Here is a 21,484-nt window from a genome sequence, read left to right on the forward strand (position 1 = left end):
TAACTATCCTCTCTATCATTAAAGGTTTTTCGCTATTAATTGCTTATATGTTTCTTTCGTATCTTCATATAATTTTTGAAGTGAGAAGTTCATAGTAGCATGCTCATAAATATGCTTGCCCATTACTGATAACTCTCCAGTTTTCCACTTGTCATACGCCTCTTCTAATGCCGATGCCAATGCCTTGCCATCACCAGTTGGTACAATCCATCCATAAGTTTCATCTGCAATTAACGGTTCGATTTCTCCTGCTCTAGTCACAATTGATGGTACACGTTGATTTGCCGCTTCTAATAAAACTAATGGAAATCCTTCGCTATGGGAAGTTAACAAATTGATATGTGATGAAGCAAATAATTGTTTCACATCTTGACGATGCCCTAAAAATTCAACTTTATCATTAATCCCTTTTTCAGTAGCTAATGCCTTTAATTCTCCTTCTAACGGCCCATCACCAACTAATAACACTTTAATTTTTTCCAATTTCGTTTGTTGTAACGCATCGAATAAAACTTCATGTCCTTTAACAGGATGCAGACGCGCTACTTGGATTGCCGTAAACACATCTTCGTCAATATTAAACATTTCCTTTTTATTATAGCCATCTGCTTTTTCCTGATCATATTCAATCCCGTTATAAATAACATGCATCTTTTCATTTGAAATACCTAATGCCGCTAAGCTTTTTTTCAACCTATTCGTTACAACAAAAAATAAATCTATATTTTTTAAAGCTTTCAAATTTAACTTAGTGAAAATCCAGCCTTTTAAGCCTTGTTTAGTAAAGTCTTGAAATGGATCACTATGAATTGTCGTTACCCATTTTGCCGCGAATTTCTTCTTCATTAGAGAAACAAAGAAATTCGCCCTAGGACCGTGTGTATGAACTACATCAAATTTTTCTTTATTAATGAATTCACTTATGTTTTTTAAAATGGATAAATCATAGCGAGATTTTTGTGAAAACACATGAACTTTTATCCCTAGCTCTCTTGCTTCTTTCGCAACAATTCCATCTTCAAATACTGCTAATTCTACTTCACCATCCGGAAACTGATCGAGCAGTGAAATAATATGTGTTTTTCCTCCACCATCTTCTGCTCCTGCATTCATATGCAATATCCTCATATTTTTTCCTCCTTTAAATCCTCGCTACATTTCCATCTATCTATATTTTACTGTACTAAAAAATAAAAGCTAACAAAAGTTAGCTTTTATTTTTATCATTCAATTTCTAGATCTACGATTAGATAAGCTAACACCACTACAAAGTAAATCCCGACTCCTGGTGCTGTCAAAATATGTCCTGCAATATATGCAATACCTAATGCTAATAATAAGCTTGCTGTAATCATTCCATATTTCACATTAAATATTTCCTTAAATCTTGTAACAAATGCTAGTAGGATTCTTAAGCCGTAATAAATAAATGGAATCATCATTAACGCAAAACCAATAATTCCGAAATCATAAAACCAATCATGGAAGTCCATTTCGATTAGCTTCGGATCTGGCTCTTTTTGTTCATTATACTTAAAGTTACCTGCATAACCCATTCCTAATAACTTTTGTGACATTGGCGCTTCTTTAAAGAACTGCTTATGTCTTTCTTCATATACTTGACGTCCACTGAAAATAAGATTCTCTTGATTTTCTTTCTTTTGCTCTTTCTCAAGCTCTTTCTTAACTTCCGCTTCTACCTTCGCCTTTTCTTCTGGCTTCTCAACTTTATGATGCTTTTCTTCTTTTTCTTTAATTTCTTTTTCTTTTTTTATTTTCTCTTCAATTTCTTTTTCTTTTTGATCTTGCTGTGCTACATTTTGTTCTGATAAATAGTTATTATGAATACCCATATTTTGTGCTAATGGCGTCATTTTAAACGTTCCGACAACACCAGCTAATAGGACAATAGCAATTAATCCATTAAGTACAAGAGACTTTTTGTTCGGATTTTTTCTATCAAATAATAATTGTAGTACAATAATCCCGATTGCTGCCGCTAACGTAGCACCAATTGAGCCCATTCCTACTTTCGTACCAACTTGAATTAAAGAGTAAATCATTAACAGCGATGGAATCCAATATAAAACGTGTTTCACGCTCTTTGTTTTTTGAATAGAATATAGTACTACAATAGGGAAAATAATAGCTAAGATTGACCCTAGTTCATTACCTGCATAGAACCACCCTCGGGAACCAACTTTCATCCATTGATAACTACCAAAGTCTGTAGATGTCGAAATAGAAATAACCATAATAGCGTTAATGATTAATGTAGAATATACAATGCTATTTCTGACTTTATCACTAATATTTACTGTCTTTTTCAATGATTTTAAAGCTAAAATGTATGACGCTAGCATAATATATATATATAATGCCTTCGCAACAAACTTAACTTCTTCACTAAGTACAATAGGATTCTTAACTAGTTTATTATTAATAAATCCTAGACCTAAAACTACTGCTAATAATATTAAGTAAATTAAAAACTTCCTATTTTCCTTCTCTTTTGCCTGAATTAAAATGTAAATACCACCAACAGCCATAATAAGAAATCTGACCAAAATTCCAACAGTGGCATTTGACTTTAATAAAATGATGCTAAGAGACGTTAATAAATCTAAAACAGGCTGTAAAATAATAAAAAAGAGCAAAAAATGCTCAAATCTAACCCTAGCTTGATTTGCTAACATTCCAAGACCTCCATACAAAATCTTTACATTATCTTTTAATCATAGTTTTATACTGTTTAAACACACCTAGCAATTATAACATAACTCATATTTAAATTGAGAACTATTTTTCATGCCGAAACTAGTCAAATCCAGCATTATTAGTAACCGAAAACATTGTCCTTTAGCTATCCTTCCCTATCCCTATAAAAACTATCTAACACATATGCACTTATTTTCGACAGCACAAAAATATTTTTTTATCATTTTATACAGATGTACAAAACGGACTTCTCCTATTGTACCATCCCTCCAACTAAGCTACATCAAAAAAACTATGCAATGAATCTTCCCGTACTTTTTTGCTTTACTTCATTGCTACTTATCAAGCATTTTCAAACGCTTTCTTTAGCTATTTCATCCATTTTTCTACATGTAACGAAAAGTAATTGTTATTTCCAAAACTTTAGTGTATATTTTTTCTCTGGAACATCTTTAAGAGGAAGGAATTAAAGCCATGTTATTAATCGATATATTTACGTTTCTTGGCATTATCGCCGCTGCCATTTCTGGTACATTAGTTGGTTTGAAAAAAGATCTAGATTTATTTGGTGTCCTTTGTTTAGCTGTAGCTACTGCGCTCGGCGGCGGTATTATTCGTGATATTATGATTGGTAACCTGCCTCCTGTCGCATTTGTAAAACCCATTTACTTTTTCGTAAGTGTACTATCAGCATTATTCACATGTATGTTTTTTGAGCGTATTAATAAACTTCAAGTTGTTATTATGCTTTCTGATGCGGTTGGTTTAGGTGTATTTACAGCTATTGGTGCAAATGCAGCGATGTCACATCACGTTGACGCCTCGTTTTTAGTCGTTTCAATGGGAGTTATTACAGGTATTGGGGGCGGTATTTTACGTGACATTTGTGCTCAAGATATCCCGTATGTATTCCGAAAAGAGATATATGCAATTGCTTCTATTTTAGGAGCAGTTAGTTTCTTAATTACACATGCAATAGGGGCACACGTATTAGCTTTCTATGTTTGTTTATTAATAACATTCGTTATTCGTGTAGTCACCGTAATATATAATGTACATTTCCCAGTTTTCTTTAAAACACATGCAAAAATTAATAAAGGCCATTAAGAGAATTCTACATAGAATTCTCTTAATTTATATACAATTCCACATACTATAGAGTAATTGTATATAAAAATATATAATTACATTAGAACAAAAAATGAAAACGTTTTATAAACAGGGGGAAGAATGATGCTTGGGGTTTTTAAAAAAAAATAAAACAAACACCAGTATAATTGAATTAAGCAAAGGCCAACAAATCATCTTTAACGTGCCTGCTAATTCTGAACTAAAAACTCAAATGGATATGCTACATATTTCAAAGGAAGATTTACAAATTGTTAAAGTATTACAGCCATTTATTTATGAGGAAATAGATTGGATAACAGAGAAATTCTACACCAACATCACAAAACAACCTAATTTAATTGCTGTTATTGAACGCTACAGCTCTATCCCCAAATTAAAACAAACTTTAAAGACACATATTAAAGAATTGTTCAGCGGGAATATGAATGAAGATTTTATTGAACAACGTGTTAGAATTGCAAAAAGGCACGTACAAATTGGTTTACATAGAAAATGGTATACTGCTGCGTATCAAGAATTATTCCGCTCCGTCATGAAGATTTTGCAAACGAAAATTTCAACGATAGACGATTTTTCTCATTCTATAAACGTAATAAATAAATTATTCGCATTAGAACAAGAACTTGTTATTGCAGCTTATGAATCCGAATATGAAAGAATCCAAAAAGAACATGAAAAAGAAAAAGAACTGACAGCTATGACGATTACACATATCGCAACAGAACTAGCGGCAGTATCTGAAAAAACAAGCTCTTCTATTCAACAGTTAACATCTAAATCGGAGAGTATCGTAGGAATTGCAAAAACAGGTACATCATTAGCTACGACATCAGAAGAAAAGGCCAATAAAGGAAAAGAACAATTAAATCTGCAAAACAAACGAATGGAAAGCATCCAAACGAATATGGAAACTATCATTACTGATACTCGTGAACTTCTTGATATTTCTAACAAAATTAACGAAATCATTGATATTGTAAAATCAATCGCCGAGCAAACAAATTTACTAGCATTAAATGCTGCTATTGAATCTGCACATGCTGGCGAATTTGGTAAAGGTTTTTCAGTCGTAGCGGGAGAAATCCGAAAGTTATCAGAGCAAACGAAAGAATCAATTTCCAACGTTACAAAACTCGTTGAAAAAACTAATGAACAAATTATACACGTCTCTTCTTCCGTGGAACAAATAAGCTCTCTCGTATCTGAAGGGACAGATAGTATGCATGCGACAGATCAATATTTCCAAGAAATCGTAAAAGATATGTCTAACTCTAAAGAACAAAATAAAAAAATTGAAAATGAATTAGAAACTATCTCACAAGTAATGAAGAGTATTCAAGACGATTCCTCGAAAATGGCCTTAACGGCGGATAATTTACAACTAGAACTAAACCGATAAGGCGAATCGATACAAAGTGGATATTCTTCATCTCCACTTTGTATTCATCCTCATCATCCATCTACAAAAAAAAGAATCCAAAATGGATTCTTTTATTTTCTGAAAAATATCTTTTGGCAATAAAAATAACTCATATAAACACCAAAGCTTTGTAAGATAAACAAAGCTGGCATAATAATATTATAATATGCCATATCTACTTGAAAGAGCCTTAACGATACATATCCGGTAATTAATAATACAAACAACATATATCCTTCATTTTGTTGTTTCTTGATTAGAAAATGTAATAAAGCTATGGCCATAAACAATGTCACCACTATATATATAAGCTTTTCACATTTAAAAATAATAGAATTTATTCCCTCGTCTGAAAGCTGGTTAATAACTGGTTTTAACAGTTTAAATCTTTCTACTTCCATTTCTTTTAACTCTTGATCAATGTGCTCTTTTACACTTTGATTTTTGGATGTTTTTTCTTCATTTTGACTTTTTCCAATTAAAACAGATTGAACATAAGTCTGATTAGAAATCGTATACTGTGACATTCCCATCATCTTGATACCATAACTCACACCAAAATGAGTACTATAAAATACAATAAGGAATCCTATCATTTTTAATAGTAATTTTTGTTTCGCCCCTGATTGAAATAATTCAATTAACAGCACATATACAGCTATAAAAATAGGTAAAAATAACCCCATTGGGAAAATCATATTGCTAAGCGCAAATAAAATGGCTGAAATTACCCACATATAAGGATGATCTAATCCCTTATATAAAAATATGTAACAAGCACAATAAAATAAAAATATTGCGAGTGATTCCGCCGTTAATACAGAACTCATAAATATATTTGGAATATATAAAGCGTAAAACATTGATGCAATACGACCACACTCTTCTCCAAAGACCCTTGACGCAATGCGATAAATGAAAAATGCAGTTCCTGTACAAAATAAAATATTAAATAGTTGTAAAGCGAATACCGTATCACCAAATATACGAATGATGATCGATTCATAAATAATAAAAGGTAACTGTGCTATATTCTCTATATTATTGCCAACTGCAATCTGCTTTGCAGACTCATACATAGCTTTCATATCACCTATCATCGGACTGTCTACAAATAGAACTGTAATCAGTCTTGCAACTATAGATATGCTTATAAGAAAAATAAGAAATTGCTTATCTGTAAAACGATATTGCAAAATCGATGCTATTAACAAAATAAGAATAATAAAAATCACTAATACGATTGTAATACTTGTTGTACTTCCTCCAAAAAATTGCTTACTTGTTTCAAAAGCCGACCAACAACTATAGACAAAAAGTGCGAGCGTCGCACCAATCATTATTTTACTGAAGAAAGACGAAAAATTTGTTCTTATATGATTCATATGTCCATTGCACCTCTACTTCCATTCATAACAAAACGATTCTATCATGAATAGGCACAAGGTTAATAGGGAATTTCTATGACAAATACATAGTCATTACTTTTTCACTTGCAATGTAAGCGAATCCTCTTTTACACTACATTTTAGATAAAATAAATTTTCTTTCAGTTACATGAATACAAATACAGAAGTTTAACTAATCATCTTTTAGAATACACTTTACTTCATTAAGTATCTAATATGAGTACTCCACTTATACATTTCATTCTGATTGAAAACAGACTATAGGGGCTGAATATATGGAAAAGAAATTCATGCGAGAATCAAAAGCAATTAAAACAACACGTGTTTTTCCGAACGATTTAAATAATCACCAAACACTTTTCGGGGGAAAATTATTAGCAGAAATTGATAGTATTGCTTCAATTGCAGCTGCGAGACATAGCCGCAAACATTGCGTAACAGCATCTATCGATTCCGTTGATTTTTTAACTCCAATTCACCAAGCAGATTCTGTTTGTTATGAAGCATTTGTATGTTATACAGGAAAATCTTCAATGGAAGTTTTCGTAAAAGTAATTGCAGAGAATTTATTAGCAGGCGAACGTAGAATTGCTGCTACTTGCTTCATTACATTTGTGGCAATAAAAGATGGAAAGCCTTCGTCCGTACCACAAGTACTCCCTGAAACTAAGGAAGAACATTGGTTACACACAACCGGTTTAGAACGCGCGAAAAATCGAAAAAAGGGACGTTTAAAAAGTAAAGAGATGGCTGAAGTTTTAACTTTAAGTAAGCCTTGGAATATTTAACATAATCTTCTCATCATACATGCACGGGCTCTTCCTTGCATGTATTTTTTATTATAAAAAATATTATCTCTTGCCTTCATATTCAGTGGCCCCCTCCTAAAATCACCCATCAGTTTTTCCTTTATTTCCTTATACTACTAATGGTATATTAAGTAAAGTTGTTTAAAAATAACCATAATGTAGTTAAATATGTAAGGGGTGGTGCGATAATGTCTATCGAGGTACCAATTTCAATACCAAAAACGTTAATTATTATTCCAGCATATAATGAGGAAGAAGCAATTGCAGATACATTAACAAGATTATTAGAACTAAAACAACATTTTACAAGATTAAGCATTTGCGTTATTAATGATGGTTCACAAGATAAAACAGCTCAAATCGTAAAAAATTTCCCTGTTCATCTTATTAATTTACCATATAATCTGGGCATCGGTTCGGCTGTACAAACTGGCTATAAATACGCATATGAGAATGGATATGATATTGCGATTCAGTTCGATGCTGATGGACAACATAATCCGGATGATTTATACAAAATTATACAGCCTATTGCTGAAGACCAATGCGATATGGTGCTAGGTTCACGCTTTACAGAAAAAACAGCTTATAAAGGTAGTATTTCAAGAAGAATCGGTATTTTTTATTTTACTGCCCTATTGAAAGTGTTAACGAAACAAACATTTATGGATCCAACTTCTGGATATCGTGCTATCAATCGAGAAGTAATTAAGATTTTTGCACACAATTATCCAAAAGATTATCCAGAGCCAGAAGTCCTTATTCATTTAAAAAAGAAAAAACTTCGCATTAATGAGATATCTGTAAATATGCAAGAGCGACAAGGTGGACAATCTTCCATCACACCTCTTAAATCTGCATATTACATGGTTAAAGTAAGCCTTGCTATATTGATGCAAAAAATCGTGAAAGGTTGATAGTGAATGCATATAATTACCTTTTCATTCATCTTTATTTTGTTATTATTCTTCTTAATTATTAATTCTATTCGTCGCGGGACTTTAGAAACAAAATATGCTATTTTGTGGATTTTTGTTTGTGTTGCAATGGCTATTTTAAGTTCTACTGATAAAATTATAAATTGGATTGGAAAACTATTAAAAGTAGAATATCCACCATCCATTTTATTCTTATTTGGATTATTATTCTGTTTCATCTTAATTTTTGACCTAACAAGAAAAATTTCTAAGCTACACCATCAACTTGTAACATTAACGCAAGATTATGCATTATTAAAGCAAAAATTAAACGTAACGCAAACTGAAACAGATAACGAATAATTTTTTCTATTTAAATACTAATATATGCAAAAAGCCCCTTAATTCTTCTAAGAATCAAGGGGCTTTTCATTTCAAACTATTTGTTTCTAATTAATAGTTTACTAATTTTCATAACCGTTGCCACGGTCCCTACTCCAATTATAATAAATAAGAATGGGATTAATGGTAAGGCATATCTTTCATATGCAGCATAAAAGCATGTTAAAGCTGTTTGCAGTAAAAGGATTGACCATAAAAATGTAGTCTCTCTCCACCTTTTTAAAAGGAAGATAAATGAAAGTATTGTACATATTAAGAACATCGTCTTAATAAAATTATGTATTTCATTCATATCCTTTGCAGAAACATTGAATACTTCAATATTATGCTCTATAGAATAATACGGTTTTTTCCACATAATTTCTGGCTTCAAGATTAAATAACTCTCTATCATGGAATTCTTATCTGTTTTCCACCATTCTTTCATTTTATCTTTCGCTATTTTTTCTTCTAATTCCATAAATTCATGTGCTTCCAGGTTAGGGTACTTTGCGTGTAATTCTATTTCAAGTTCTGCCATATTCTTACCTTCTGGGTAACCTTTCCCTTGATACGTTCCAAGTAATAACGGATTCCCTGCCCCAGCAGTTAGTGGAATAAATTTATCAAATTGAATGTAATTGCGGGCCCACCATGGTCCAAGTACGATAAGTCCTATTCCTATACTTATAATCGCTTGCTTCATCATAACGCGGAATGGATAGCGCTTCATTAAGAGATATATAAATAATGGTATTGGATATAAAGCAACTTGTACGCGTAAGTACAATGCTAAAAAGTAGAAAATTAATACAATTAGAAAATGTTTCGTTTTATGAGTATCAGCTAATTTTAAGCTCCAATATAATAATCCCAATGAAAAGAATAAAAACGGTCCTTCTGTTAAAGTTAAATTTTCCATAACAATCTCTGGAGGATACACAGCTAATAAGAAAGCACCTATTAATCCTGCAGCGGGATTCAATAAATAAGTACCAATCTTATAAGTTAGTAAAATACTAAGTACCCCTAATAGGATAATAATTAATTTAGCTACAAAAAGGCCTTCATTACCATTTCCAAAAAAGTAAAATACAGTAGCTAAAAACGCTGGAAAACCTGGCATAATATGAATAGTTGGTTTATCCGGCTCATGATATGTTAACATTCCTGTTTCCAATAAAATAGTTGCCGTTTTTTGATAACCTATATCATCGCTAGCTATAGTCAAATCTGCACCATGTGTTTGTAAAGTTGCAAAACGAAGCGCAAAACCGACTATCATAATAATCCCTAAAAGGATTACATTAGATTTGCGAGTAAATCGCCTTAACATCTCATCTTCTCCCTTCAAATACATAATTTTCAAATTACATTTCTATATTTTTACAAGACAATATATTCTATAATAAATACTTTTTATACAAAGTACAATAATAGAAAGTTGATTTACAAAGTTTATATGCGTTAAACTGATACAGATGTTCTTGTAATCTTCTTCCTTTCAAAAGGCTTGTATATATGGTGCAAGACATAAAAAATTTGAGGAGATAAAAATTCTATGATGGAACAAAAACAACTTGTTTCTGTTGTCATACCCCTGTATAACACAGAAAAATATATTGAAGAAACGATGCAGTCAATACTAGATCAAACATATAAAAACATTGAAATTGTAATTGTAGATGATGGAAGTAAAGATCAATCACCTTCTATCGTAAAAAATCTTGCAGAAAAATATCCGGGTCAAGTAAAATACGTTCACCAAAAAAACCAAGGTGTTTCAGTAGCTCGTAATACAGGGATTGAAAATGCTAGCGGAGAATACGTCGCTTTCCTTGATAGTGACGACTTATGGCATCCAACTAAAATTGAGAAACAAATCGAGAGTATGCATAAAAACAACATGGACGCGTGCTATTGTGGTTATATGAATTTCTACGAAGAAACAGGCGAAAAGGTTGAGCATACAACAAACTTTATTAAAGGTGATATGGCAAAAGCATTCTTAACACACCAAGTTGTTGCTCAAACAAGTACTTGGATTTTCAAACGCTCTATCGCAATGAATCATAATATCCGTTTTACACCAGGATGTAGCTGGGGAGAAGACTTGGAGTTTTTATTTAAACTAATGAGTGTGACAAATGTATGCTATGTCGATGAATACTTAACATATTATAGAATCTTATCAGAAGGAAATCTTTCTTCTAAATATAAAGATTACGAATTAAAAACAACTAAAGAACTGGAAGTATTCAATCGTATGAAAGACTGGGTACATAATAAATCTCAAGACTTCATTACGAAAGACCCTCAGTCACTTATTGAGATTCTTGAGACTTATTTATTCCCTTATACGGTTATCAATAATGCTTGTATATACATTAAAGAAAACTCTCAATTAGATAATTCCCAAGTTCAATTAATCAAAAAAGATATAAAGAAATATTGCCGTAAAATCTATTCAAAAAACGGAAAGCGTAGTAAAAAACTATATGCAATGCTTTGGTTTGTACGAATTAAATTTCTGTTTTCTTAAACCGAAAATATAGTACTATTCTCTCTTTCCATAAACAAATCAAACTTATAAATGGGACGAATCGTGTCCTAAAGAATAGAAAGGTCTTTTTTCCATGAAAACAAATAAAATCCTTAAAAATGCCTCCTACCTATTTGTAGGAAATATTACTGTTCGATTTGTACTTGCTATCGCAACAATTCTCTTTGCAAGGTACGTTTCACCAGATGAGTATGGGATGTTTACAACTGCATTAGCAGTTTCCGCTGTTATTTGTTATTTCACAGATGCAGGTTTGACACATACGTTTATGCGTGAAGGAACGAGAAGTGATGCTAACATTAGTGTACTGATCAGCAGTTATTTACGCATTCGTTTAGTATTAGCTATCGTAATTTCCGTACTCTTTGCTATTTTTGCCCAGTTCTTCTATGCTGATGCCTATTTACGTGCGATGGTATATTGGGTTGTACTACCGACAATGTTTGGAGCAACTTTACAAGGTGTTGGAATGGCTTATTTCCAAGTGACAGAACGTATGCAATTTACAGCGATTATTTCTGTACTACAAGGTGTAACAGCCGCAGCTGCGCTTCTACTAGGAATGTCATTTAAATGGTCACTTATGATGGTCGCTGCCATGTACGGGGTCTCTAGTCTTATAACAGGAGTCATCGCCTTCATAATGGTGCTCCGCCATACAACAGTTCATAAAGGCTGGGACAAAGGTATTTTAGATCAACTGCTTATTTTCACAATTAATGGGATCATCATTATGCTTTTACCACAGTTAGGACCCATTATATTAGAAAAAGTTTCGACATATAAGCAAGTTGGATTCTTTGGCGCTGCATCGAAAATACCTGCTGTACTTTATCAAATACCTGGTGTGATTGCAGCTGCCTTTTACCCAAAGTTATTTGCTTTTGGAAATGAAAAGAATATTGATGAACATAGAAAGCTATCTCAGTTCGAATTAAAACTTATGTCTTTCTTAGGGATGGGAATCTCGATTCCATTTATCGCCGATCCAAGTTTTTGGATTGTTACTTTATTAGGCGAAGAATATGCACCAGCTGGTGATGCTCTTGCAATCTTAGCCTTTATGGTTATTTTACAATCTATCAACTATCCACTTGCTGATAATTTAACAACTATTGGTCAACAGTGGAAGCGTGCGACAACGATGGGAATTGGATTAGCTGTCGCTATCATAAGTTACATCGCATTAGGCAGCCAATTTGGAATGATGGGAGCTGCGGCAGCTGCGATCATTACCGAGATTACATTATTAATCGGATTTACTTTATTCGTTCGTAAAGGTTTTTCATTACTATTCAAAGGAATAATATTCAATGCACTAGCGTTTATAATCAGTTACGCAATATACCGTACAGCATTAATTAACTTACCGCCACTAATAGCTTTAACACTTACTGGTATATTGTACGGTATTATCGGTCTTGCCATTGACCCACAAATACGTGGATTGATTTTAGGATTTATAAATAAAAAGCTGGCTCGAAAATAAATAAAAATAAAAACTTCAAATTTAATTTGAAGTTTTTATTTTATCTTCTTCACTTAGAATGAGCCCTGTTTTTAATCTATATCTTAAATTGACTTGCCTTTCTGGAATGATTATACTTGGAAACGAACAGCCCTAGATGTACAACACCTAGTATTAAAGCAATTCGCAGTTAATCTTCTATACAAACATTAACTCGTTACACCATAAATTACACAACAGAAAACTTTATTACTACCGTTAAAAATCGTCGATTCATCCATAGTTTTTCTTCATTATAAAACAATATCTAAATATGGAGAATACGGATTAGATCTTAATAATTGTATTGAGGAGGCTTATTCATTTAATGACTTCAGAGGTAAATAAAAGAACATTTTTTACTAAAAGCACACTTATTATCATTCCATTATTAATAATATGTGCATTTGCTTTTCATTACTTTTTCTTAAAATCAGACAGTGTATTTTCTAGTACGGGAGATGCATTATCACAATTCAGCTTCTTTACATTCCTTTTACAACATGCATTTAAAGATGGGAATTTATTTTGGTCTTGGGATTATGGCTTAGGTGGAGATTTATTCGGAGAATTTAGTTATTACTATAGTACAGCACCATTTTTCTGGCTTACGCTTCTACTTCCTAAACTAAATTTTGACCAAATCTTTGAGATGAAGCTATATATGAGTATTTTAAAAAGTACATTAGCGATGTTATTCATGTATGGTTCTTTACGTTATCATAATAAAACTATTTTTTCTTCTTTCATTTCTGCCATTATATATGGAGGATGTGTGACTTTTATTCGCCATTCTTTATTATGGGATTTCATGGCAGATGCTATAGTGTTTTTACCTTTAGTAATATGGGGACTGGATAAATATATTTTAGAGCGAAAAAAGGGATTATTCCTGTTTGCAACAGCACTTATGCTTGCATCAAATTTCTATTTCGCCTTCATTACTAGTATTTTCATCTATATTTATGCCTTTTTCCAATATTTCGCTACACAGCAGAACAAAACAATTAAAACATTTATAACTTATTATATTAGAATTGCTTCCCTATATTCTTTATCACTAGGTTTAGCCGCTGTTTGCTTTATACCATCTGTAAATGGGGTATTTAGTTCCGATCGACTAGCTACAAAATTTACTATTCCATTATTTTTTGAAGATACGTTTTATAAAAACTTAATGGAAAGTATCTTTTTCATTAATAATACAGAGGATTATCAGCTCGCATTCCCAGTTTTCATCCTCTTCCTTGTTACTAGCGCGCTTCTAATACGCAATAAACTTGTCACAAATAAGTTACTCTTTACTGGGTTTATGTTAGTTCTATATATGCTTCCATATACGTATTCCGTATTTAATGGCTTTTCTGCTATGCAATACAGATGGTTTTACCTATTTGCATTTGTGGTTGCGCAAACTTCAGCTTACATTTTAGATTGGATGCTACTTCACAGAAAGAAGGTCAACTATTTAATAGGTCCTTTGCTAGCGACAACGTTATTTATTTACGCATTCTATAGAAAAGTAAATATAAACGAACAACCACTAGAAACGATTGATAAAATTTTAATTGGTACTACTGTTTTATCTATTATTACAATATTACTATGGCGCTATTTGTCAAAAATAGCCTTACAATCTTTCATTATATTAAATGTACTGGTCAATGTAATATGTATTAATTACGTCTATTCAGATATTGCTCTTAGTAAACACTTTAATCAAGCAGGCGCAACAAAAGAATCATTACATGGTCCGGGTCTCGATAATAAGGATGAAATTGACGCAATTCGTTATATACAAAATCAAGATAAAGATTTTTATCGAATTATCAATCCAAACAATAATTATAAGAATACACCGGTGCTGCAAGGTTATCATGGTACAAGTACTTATCAAAGCTTAGTCAATCGTGATGTTCATGACTTTATGAAAAATAAGTACAATGTTTTCCAAGGATATGATAGTCCATCTATGTTCTTCCAGTTAGATAAACGACTATTCCTTGAGAACATGCTAGGGGTAAAATATTATGTATTAAGTGAAGGTGCTAATAAAGCTGATATTCCGTATGGTTATAAATATTTACAACAAGTAGGTCCTTACAACATTTATAAAAACGAATTTGCACTACCATTAGGCTATGTATACGAAGCTGGAATAAGTGATGAAGAATTTTCAAAACTTAATTTCGCCGAGAGAGATCAACTTTTATTAGATGCTGTAGTTGTAGATAATGTTGGAAGTCTTCCGTTAAAACAATTTAATACAAAACAGCTAGATTCAAAACAAATTAAGATTAATCCAAATAAAATTAAGTGGGAAAATATAGATAAAGAGAAAGATATACTCAATGTTCATGAAAATGGGCGTATAATAGTACCTGTTGATAATACCGATATGTTAGGTGATCTCCTTGTTGAAATTAAAATTAGAAATATAAATAAGGAATCATTTGGGGTTACTGTGAATGACAAATCTATGATAAAAGGTAATGAAGATGGAGCTTATGCTTACCCGTTAGAAAGATTTGTTTACAATTTAGGAAAAGATGCGAAGCCAACTGAGCTAATCATTTCTATCCCTACTCCTGGTCAATACGAGTTGAAAGACTTACAAGTCAACAGTACCAACTATAAAACTGTCCCGAAAAAAGTGAATACTTTAAAAGAAAATAGCCTACAAAATATTTACTATAAAGGTAACTACTTAAAAGGTAATATTAATTCTACTAAAGATGGATTACTATATTTATCTGTACCGTATAGTAAAGGATGGTCAATACAGGTTGACGGTAAAGAAACTGAGTTTACGAAGGCTAATTCTTCCTTTATTGGTGTTCCTATTTCAAAAGGGCAGCATGTAGTTGAAATGAAATACGTCACACCTTATTTCAAAATGGGTCTCGTTATTTCTATCATTTCATTTATCATTTGTATCTCGCTTCTAGTTCTTGGAGATAAGGATCGATATACAAAATTTAAAAGTCGTTTTAAAAAAAGTTAGTAAAATAAAGTGCAGTAAAAGTTGAAGATAATTGCTTCAGCTTTTACTTCATGCCCAGTTTAAAATTACACCTAAGGAGGTCCTAACATGACCCTTTCAATAGTAGTACCTTGTTATAATGAGGAGAAGGTACTCAGAGCTTTCTATTCAGAGACTTCTCTTGAAATTCATAAACTAACTACTGATTATGAATTTGTTTTCGTCAATGATGGAAGTAAAGATAATACACTAGAAATTCTACGTGACCTAGCCGATTCAGACTCAACTGTGCATTATATATCATTTAGTAGGAATTTTGGAAAAGAAGCTGCTATGCTTGCAGGTCTAAAGTACGCTACAGGCGACGCTGTGGTTATTATGGATGCTGATTTACAACATCCACCCGAACTAATAAAAGATATGTTAGACGGCTATAATAACGGCTATGATCAAGTAATTGCAAAGCGGACTAGAACGGGTGATTCACCAGTACGCTCTTTCGTTTCTCGCTTATATTATAAAGTCATGAATAAATTCGTTGATATTGAACTAGTAGATGGCATCGGTGATTTTAGACTTTTAAGTAGAAGTGCAGTCGATTCATTACTCTCTCTAACTGAATACAATCGTTTTTCAAAAGGTTTATTTTCTTGGATCGGTTTCAAAGAACAAATTATTGAATACGAAAATGTTTTACGTTCTGATGGAGAAAGTAAATGGACTTTCTCTAAGTTATTAAATTACGGGATAGATGGTGTAATTTCATTTAACAATAAACCATTGCGATTATCTATATACCTTGGATTATTAACAACGCTTTTAGCCGTTTTATATGTAATCACTACATTTATTCAAATTACCGTTAGCGGCGTCGATGTACCAGGTTACTTTACATTAATCTCTGCAATATTATTTATCGGTGGTATTCAACTCATTTTCCTAGGGGTTATCGGTGAATACATCGGTCGTATTTATTATGAAACAAAGCGTAGACCACATTTCATTGTAGCAGAAAAAAAAGTTAGTAAAGTAAAACAAGAAGCTTAGTAAAAAAGTTACTTCTGTAAATAGAAGTAACTTTTTTACTATTATATTTCCCAAAAAAATTAACGCAAAATAATCCTTGAAAAAATATACATTTTGAAATGATAGCATTATACAAAAGAATTTAGTATCATGATTCAAGGTACTATTTCAAGTTGGACGGAGGATACTATGAGCTTATTAACAGTAGAAAAACTAGGACATACATTTGGCGATCGTACATTATTTAAAGATGTATCTATGCGATTACTAGCAGGTGAGCACGTTGGATTGGTCGGTGCAAACGGTGTTGGTAAATCAACATTTATGAATATCATTACTGGTCAACTTATCCATGATGAGGGCCGTGTAGAATGGACACCTGGTACAAATTACAGTTACTTAGACCAGCATACAATTTTAACACCTGGTCGCACAATTCGTGATGTATTAGCTGACGCATTTTTACCTTTATTTAAAAAAGAAAAAGCTTTAAATGAAGTTGCAGAAAAAATGGGAACTGCAACACCAGAAGAATTAGAGGCACTTCTTGAGGAGATGGCGGAAATACAAGATGCTCTCGAAGCAGGTGGTTTCTATTTACTAGATATGAAAATTGAAGAAGCAGCAAGAGGTCTTGGAATTAATGCAATCGGTTTAGATCGTGATGTTTCAGCACTAAGTGGTGGGCAACGTACAAAAGTATTACTTGCCAAACTATTACTTGAGCAACCAGAAGTGTTATTACTCGATGAGCCTACTAACTATTTAGACGTTGAACATATTCATTGGTTAACGAATTATTTAAAAGAATATCCACATGCATTCTTATTAATTTCTCATGATACGGAATTTATGAATAAATGCGTTGATGTTATTTTCCATCTAGAATTTACAAAAATGACGCGCTATACTGCGACATACGAAAAATTCCTAGAACTAGCAGAAATTAATAAAAATCAACATATAAATGCTTATGAAAAACAGAAAGAGTTTATTAAAAAGCAAGAAGACTTTATTGCGAAGAACAAGGCTCGTTATTCAACGACAGGTCGTGCAAAGAGTCGTCAAAAACAACTTGATCGCATGGAGCGTATTGATCGTCCTGAAACAGCAATTAAGCCAGAATTCTCATTTAAAGAATGTCGTGCAAGTAGCCGTTTCGTCTTTGAAGGTGAAAATGTAGAAATCGGATATACACACCCATTACTACCAAAACTAACAATGACAATTGAACGCGGTGAAAAAATTGCCATTGTTGGATGTAATGGTGTCGGTAAATCAACATTACTAAAAACAATTTTAGGAAAAATTAAACCTTTAAGCGGTAAAACGAGTCTTGGTGACTTCTTAGAGCCTGCATACTTTGAGCAAGAAGTAAAAGCGGATAATATAACACCAATTGATGATGTTTGGAACACATTCCCTAGCATGGACCAACATCAAATTCGTGCAATGTTAGCAAAATGCGGATTAAAAAATGAGCATATCTCTCGCCCGCTAAATCAATTAAGTGGTGGCGAACAAGCAAAAGTTCGTTTATGTAAGCTAATGGGTGAAGAAAGTAACTGGATCCTATTCGATGAGCCAACAAACCATCTTGATGTTACAGCAAAGGAAGAACTTCAAAAAGCTCTGAAAGCATATAAAGGGACAATCCTTCTTGTATGTCACGAACCAGAATTTTATGAAGGCTGGATCACAAAAACTTGGAATGTTGAAGAGTGGGCAGAAAAAAACAACTAAATTATTTCATGTCAGTAAAAAAGAGCCGTTCCTAATAGATATTTAGGGACGGTCTTTTTTTATAAACAAAGATTTTTTCTCTCTCTCACCACTTACGAGAACCTCTCACAATATAAAGAAATTAAAAATGTAAATTATACCCTTAATTTTATAATCTTACATTCCGAAGAGAATTTTGGTATCATTTAGATAAAATAGGAAAGGAATTAATTGAAATGGTATTTAGTAACCTTGTCTTTTTATGTTTATTTTTACCCGCTGTACTCTTAATTTATTATGCTGTACGCAAAGAACTACAAAATATAGTTTTATTATTTTTTAGTTTAGTATTTTATGCTTGGGGCGAACCCATTTATGTTTTCCTAATGCTGTTTTCTATCTTTGTTAACTATTGGTTTGGTATCTTATTAGGGAATAGTCGCTTCACAAATGGGCAAAGAAAACTATTATTAACGTTTGCAATTGTAATGAACACAGCTATTTTAGGATATTTTAAATACGCAAACTTTTTAGTGGATAATATTAATTCTATCTTCCATACCAATATCATTCTTGAAAAAATACCTTTACCAATTGGTATTTCATTTTTCACGTTCCATGCGATGAGTTATATTATCGACATTTATAAGAAAAAAGTCGATGCTCAACGAAATATCTTTGATTTGGCTTTATACTTTACTGTATTTCCACAATTAGTAGCAGGACCAATTGTTCGTTATAATACAATTTCTCACCAATTACACCAGCGAACTGTTGATGCCGAAAAATTCTCTGAAGGAGTTCGCCGTTTTATTATTGGTTTGGGGAAAAAAGTTTTAATTGCTAACCAATTAGGTGCTATAGCCGATGAGATTTTCGCAATGAATCCTTCTGATATGAGTGTATCATTAGCTTGGATGGGAGCCATTGCCTATACGCTACAAATTTATTTTGATTTTTCTGGATATAGTGACATGGCCATCGGATTAGGAAAGATGTTTGGATTTGATTTTCTAGAAAACTTTAATTATCCATATATCTCAAAATCCATTTCCGAATTTTGGCGTCGTTGGCATATTTCGCTCGGTTCTTGGTTCCGCGATTATGTCTATATTCCTCTTGGAGGAAATCGTGTTACAACTTGGAAAGTTTATCGTAATCTCTTCATCGTATGGGGATTAACCGGTTTTTGGCATGGTGCCAGTTGGACCTTTATGATTTGGGGTATTTATTATGGAATTCTAATTGCACTTGAAAAAGCAGGACTTGAAAGCCTACTTCAAAAATTATGGAGTCCTCTCCAACATATTTACGTTATGTTTTTAGTTATTATTGGATGGGTATTTTTCCGCGCAGATAATTTCAGTTATTGCCTTGAATTTTTAAAATCCATGTTCGGATTTAACGGTCCGTTAACAGACATTAATAGTTATTTCTATATAATGAATTATTGGGGCATTTTCCTATTAGCTATTATTACTGCAGCGCCCGTATTTCCATGGTTACAAAAAGTGTTATCAACAAAAAGATTTGCTGTTTTATCGCCAATTTATTATTTAAGTATTTTAGTCATTGTTTTAGTATTCCTAACAAATGCAACTTATAATCCATTTATTTATTTCCGTTTTTAAAGGAGGTTCACTATGAAGAAATTTCAAAACCTCACTTTAATAATGGGGTTTCTTACAGTTATTTTTGGAGTGGGCATTTGGACAGCAAAAGTTATCCTTATAGATAAAAAGACATTTTCTGAATTTGAGAACAGAAACTTAGCAATTAGACCTGCTGTAAGTGCTTCCACTATAAAAACTGGAGAATTATTTAAAGGTATCGAAACACATTTTACAGATCATATTGGACCTAGAGATTTCTTTCTTGAAAGTTATATAAAGTTCCAACTGTCTATGAATCGAACATTCGTAAACAACATTCATGTTACAAACGATCAATTTATTTTTAATAGGCCTAATATGGAAAATCATTTAAATGATGTTGATGCTGGGGTTCATGAATTAAATACTTTGAAAAAAGATTTTCCACAAACAGAATTTTATTTTTCTTTAGTTCCTAGTAAGCAAACAGCGTTACAATATAAGCTTCCCTCTTACCTAAATCTTGGGTACGAACAAATACTTAGGGATCACCTTGCTGAGAGATTGGCAGAAACTAAATTCCCTATTATTGATGTATTACCAATGTTTAAAGAAAGATTTACCAACAAAGAACTAGAACGAATGTATTTAACTACAGACCATCATTGGAATATGGAAGGTGCCTTTTATGCATATGAGGATACGATGAATTTTATTAATTCTCATTCAAACAAATATAAAGGACAACCAATAAAGAAAGATGACTACACCATTAACTGGGAAAAACCGAAAGGAAAGTTTGTTGGTAGCTGGAATAATCAATTGTACCGCTTAATTGATACTTCATCTGTACAAATTCCATATGTCCATTATAATTCGGGTGAATCTTGGGACGACTACACAGTTTACTATGGTGCTATTAAAGAGGATACTGCTAAGGAATCTATGGCTCAGTTTTACGGAAAAGAAAAAGATATTCCTGCCCCTGGATATGCTAGTGTTTATCAAACGGATTTCCCTGAAATAAACATCATCAATGAAAAGGCAGACAACGATTTACACATTGTTATCTTAAAAGATTCGTATGCTGATGCTACATATCCTTTATTTGCACGTAATTTTGCTAAAACAACTTTTATTGATCCTCGTTACACTCAAGGAAAAAGTGTGAAACAGCAAATAGAAGAACAAAATGCAGATATTGTATTGTTTATATACAATGACACCAACGTTTATGGTGATATGTATAAATTTCAAAATGTAAAATAAAAACTTATTTTCAACTGTAATCAGTGGGACTTCAATC

The 21,484-nt window shown here is 32.4% G+C and carries 16 protein-coding genes and 1 pseudogene; 13 read left to right on the plus strand and 4 right to left on the minus strand.

Going from position 1 to position 21,484, the window contains the following annotated elements:
• Nucleotides 1-18 precede the first annotated feature (18 nt).
• The gene (locus BWGOE10_RS27055; RefSeq protein ID WP_070145682.1) at nucleotides 19-1,128 is read right to left on the minus strand and encodes a glycosyltransferase family 4 protein; all 1,110 of its coding nucleotides are present in this window, start codon (nucleotides 1,126-1,128) and stop codon (nucleotides 19-21) included.
• A gap of 95 nt (nucleotides 1,129-1,223) precedes the next feature.
• Nucleotides 1,224-2,696, minus strand: a complete 1,473-nt coding sequence (locus BWGOE10_RS27060; RefSeq protein ID WP_070145683.1) for an O-antigen ligase family protein — start codon at nucleotides 2,694-2,696, stop codon at nucleotides 1,224-1,226.
• A 496-nt stretch (nucleotides 2,697-3,192) separates the two neighbouring features.
• Between BWGOE10_RS27060 and BWGOE10_RS27065 the strand changes: the two genes are divergently transcribed.
• From BWGOE10_RS27065 to BWGOE10_RS34105, 3 genes and pseudogenes are all read left to right on the plus strand, one after another.
• The gene (locus BWGOE10_RS27065; protein ID WP_070145686.1) at nucleotides 3,193-3,825 is read left to right on the plus strand and encodes a trimeric intracellular cation channel family protein; all 633 of its coding nucleotides are present in this window, start codon (nucleotides 3,193-3,195) and stop codon (nucleotides 3,823-3,825) included.
• A 241-nt stretch (nucleotides 3,826-4,066) separates the two neighbouring features.
• Nucleotides 4,067-4,444, plus strand: a pseudogene (locus tag BWGOE10_RS34100) (protoglobin family protein); the annotation flags it as partial.
• Entirely contained in the window at nucleotides 4,442-5,248 is an 807-nt protein-coding gene (locus BWGOE10_RS34105) for a methyl-accepting chemotaxis protein (protein WP_410254616.1), read from the plus strand. The pseudogene BWGOE10_RS34100 and the gene BWGOE10_RS34105, both read left to right, overlap by 3 nt.
• Before the next feature lie 92 nt (nucleotides 5,249-5,340).
• Here the strand turns inward: BWGOE10_RS34105 and BWGOE10_RS27075 are convergent, their stop codons facing one another.
• A complete protein-coding gene (locus tag BWGOE10_RS27075) occupies nucleotides 5,341-6,654 on the minus strand; it encodes an ArnT family glycosyltransferase (protein WP_070145689.1) in 1,314 nt (437 codons plus the stop codon).
• Between the two features lie 299 nt (nucleotides 6,655-6,953).
• Here BWGOE10_RS27075 and BWGOE10_RS27080 point away from each other — a divergent pair, with 299 nt between their 5' ends.
• From BWGOE10_RS27080 to BWGOE10_RS27090, 3 genes are all read left to right on the plus strand, one after another.
• Nucleotides 6,954-7,466 carry an acyl-CoA thioesterase gene (locus BWGOE10_RS27080; protein WP_070145691.1) on the plus strand — a complete coding sequence of 171 codons (513 nt, stop codon included), beginning with the start codon at nucleotides 6,954-6,956 and terminating at the stop codon, nucleotides 7,464-7,466.
• A 209-nt stretch (nucleotides 7,467-7,675) separates the two neighbouring features.
• On the plus strand, nucleotides 7,676-8,404 hold the full coding sequence (locus BWGOE10_RS27085; RefSeq protein WP_070145693.1) for a glycosyltransferase family 2 protein: 729 nt from the start codon (nucleotides 7,676-7,678) through the stop codon (nucleotides 8,402-8,404).
• A 6-nt stretch (nucleotides 8,405-8,410) separates the two neighbouring features.
• Nucleotides 8,411-8,767, plus strand: a complete 357-nt coding sequence (locus BWGOE10_RS27090) for a DUF2304 domain-containing protein (RefSeq protein WP_070145695.1) — start codon at nucleotides 8,411-8,413, stop codon at nucleotides 8,765-8,767.
• Between the two features lie 76 nt (nucleotides 8,768-8,843).
• Here BWGOE10_RS27090 and BWGOE10_RS27095 read toward each other — a convergent pair whose 3' ends face one another.
• Nucleotides 8,844-10,121: a glycosyltransferase family 39 protein gene (locus BWGOE10_RS27095; RefSeq protein WP_070145696.1), complete on the minus strand. Its 1,278-nt coding sequence runs from the start codon at nucleotides 10,119-10,121 to the stop codon at nucleotides 8,844-8,846.
• 225 nt (nucleotides 10,122-10,346) lie between these two features.
• On the opposite strand from BWGOE10_RS27095, the gene BWGOE10_RS27100 reads away from it, so the two are divergent.
• The 7 genes from BWGOE10_RS27100 to BWGOE10_RS27130 all read left to right on the plus strand — a co-directional run bounded on the left by BWGOE10_RS27100 (nucleotide 10,347) and on the right by BWGOE10_RS27130 (nucleotide 21,447).
• On the plus strand, nucleotides 10,347-11,327 hold the full coding sequence (locus BWGOE10_RS27100; protein ID WP_070145698.1) for a glycosyltransferase family 2 protein: 981 nt from the start codon (nucleotides 10,347-10,349) through the stop codon (nucleotides 11,325-11,327).
• Nucleotides 11,328-11,421: 94 nt separating this feature from the next.
• A complete protein-coding gene (locus BWGOE10_RS27105; RefSeq protein WP_070145700.1) occupies nucleotides 11,422-12,837 on the plus strand; it encodes an oligosaccharide flippase family protein in 1,416 nt (471 codons plus the stop codon).
• A 346-nt stretch (nucleotides 12,838-13,183) separates the two neighbouring features.
• The gene (locus BWGOE10_RS27110; RefSeq protein ID WP_070145702.1) at nucleotides 13,184-15,859 is read left to right on the plus strand and encodes a YfhO family protein; all 2,676 of its coding nucleotides are present in this window, start codon (nucleotides 13,184-13,186) and stop codon (nucleotides 15,857-15,859) included.
• Nucleotides 15,860-15,946: 87 nt separating this feature from the next.
• Nucleotides 15,947-16,885, plus strand: coding sequence for a glycosyltransferase family 2 protein (locus tag BWGOE10_RS27115; protein WP_070145703.1), 939 nt, complete (start codon nucleotides 15,947-15,949; stop codon nucleotides 16,883-16,885).
• Nucleotides 16,886-17,053: 168 nt separating this feature from the next.
• On the plus strand, nucleotides 17,054-18,607 hold the full coding sequence (locus tag BWGOE10_RS27120; RefSeq protein ID WP_070145705.1) for an ABC-F family ATP-binding cassette domain-containing protein: 1,554 nt from the start codon (nucleotides 17,054-17,056) through the stop codon (nucleotides 18,605-18,607).
• A gap of 215 nt (nucleotides 18,608-18,822) precedes the next feature.
• Complete coding sequence (locus tag BWGOE10_RS27125) at nucleotides 18,823-20,217, plus strand: MBOAT family O-acyltransferase (RefSeq protein WP_070145707.1); 1,395 nt, start codon at nucleotides 18,823-18,825, stop codon at nucleotides 20,215-20,217.
• A 12-nt stretch (nucleotides 20,218-20,229) separates the two neighbouring features.
• Nucleotides 20,230-21,447 (plus strand): alginate O-acetyltransferase AlgX-related protein, encoded by a 1,218-nt coding sequence (locus tag BWGOE10_RS27130; protein WP_070145709.1) that lies wholly within the window; start codon nucleotides 20,230-20,232, stop codon nucleotides 21,445-21,447.
• Nucleotides 21,448-21,484: the final 37 nt, after the last annotated feature.

The sequence above is a fragment of the Bacillus mycoides genome (assembly GCF_001757995.1).
In the GTDB taxonomy this organism is placed as follows: Bacteria; Bacillota; Bacilli; order Bacillales; family Bacillaceae_G; genus Bacillus_A; species Bacillus_A mycoides_B.

What these genes read in the sequence shown, in the direction of transcription:
- BWGOE10_RS27055 (WP_070145682.1), bottom strand. Translation starts at nt 1,128, where the DNA reads ATGAGGATATTGCATATGAATGCAGGAGCAGAAGATGGTGGAGGAAAA.
- BWGOE10_RS27060 (WP_070145683.1), bottom strand. Translation starts at nt 2,696, where the DNA reads ATGTTAGCAAATCAAGCTAGGGTTAGATTTGAGCATTTTTTGCTCTTT.
- BWGOE10_RS27065 (WP_070145686.1), top strand. Translation starts at nt 3,193, where the DNA reads ATGTTATTAATCGATATATTTACGTTTCTTGGCATTATCGCCGCTGCC.
- BWGOE10_RS27075 (WP_070145689.1), bottom strand. Translation starts at nt 6,654, where the DNA reads ATGAATCATATAAGAACAAATTTTTCGTCTTTCTTCAGTAAAATAATG.
- BWGOE10_RS27080 (WP_070145691.1), top strand. Translation starts at nt 6,954, where the DNA reads ATGGAAAAGAAATTCATGCGAGAATCAAAAGCAATTAAAACAACACGT.
- BWGOE10_RS27085 (WP_070145693.1), top strand. Translation starts at nt 7,676, where the DNA reads ATGTCTATCGAGGTACCAATTTCAATACCAAAAACGTTAATTATTATT.
- BWGOE10_RS27090 (WP_070145695.1), top strand. Translation starts at nt 8,411, where the DNA reads ATGCATATAATTACCTTTTCATTCATCTTTATTTTGTTATTATTCTTC.
- BWGOE10_RS27095 (WP_070145696.1), bottom strand. Translation starts at nt 10,121, where the DNA reads ATGTTAAGGCGATTTACTCGCAAATCTAATGTAATCCTTTTAGGGATT.
- BWGOE10_RS27100 (WP_070145698.1), top strand. Translation starts at nt 10,347, where the DNA reads ATGATGGAACAAAAACAACTTGTTTCTGTTGTCATACCCCTGTATAAC.
- BWGOE10_RS27105 (WP_070145700.1), top strand. Translation starts at nt 11,422, where the DNA reads ATGAAAACAAATAAAATCCTTAAAAATGCCTCCTACCTATTTGTAGGA.
- BWGOE10_RS27110 (WP_070145702.1), top strand. Translation starts at nt 13,184, where the DNA reads ATGACTTCAGAGGTAAATAAAAGAACATTTTTTACTAAAAGCACACTT.
- BWGOE10_RS27115 (WP_070145703.1), top strand. Translation starts at nt 15,947, where the DNA reads ATGACCCTTTCAATAGTAGTACCTTGTTATAATGAGGAGAAGGTACTC.
- BWGOE10_RS27120 (WP_070145705.1), top strand. Translation starts at nt 17,054, where the DNA reads ATGAGCTTATTAACAGTAGAAAAACTAGGACATACATTTGGCGATCGT.
- BWGOE10_RS27125 (WP_070145707.1), top strand. Translation starts at nt 18,823, where the DNA reads ATGGTATTTAGTAACCTTGTCTTTTTATGTTTATTTTTACCCGCTGTA.
- BWGOE10_RS27130 (WP_070145709.1), top strand. Translation starts at nt 20,230, where the DNA reads ATGAAGAAATTTCAAAACCTCACTTTAATAATGGGGTTTCTTACAGTT.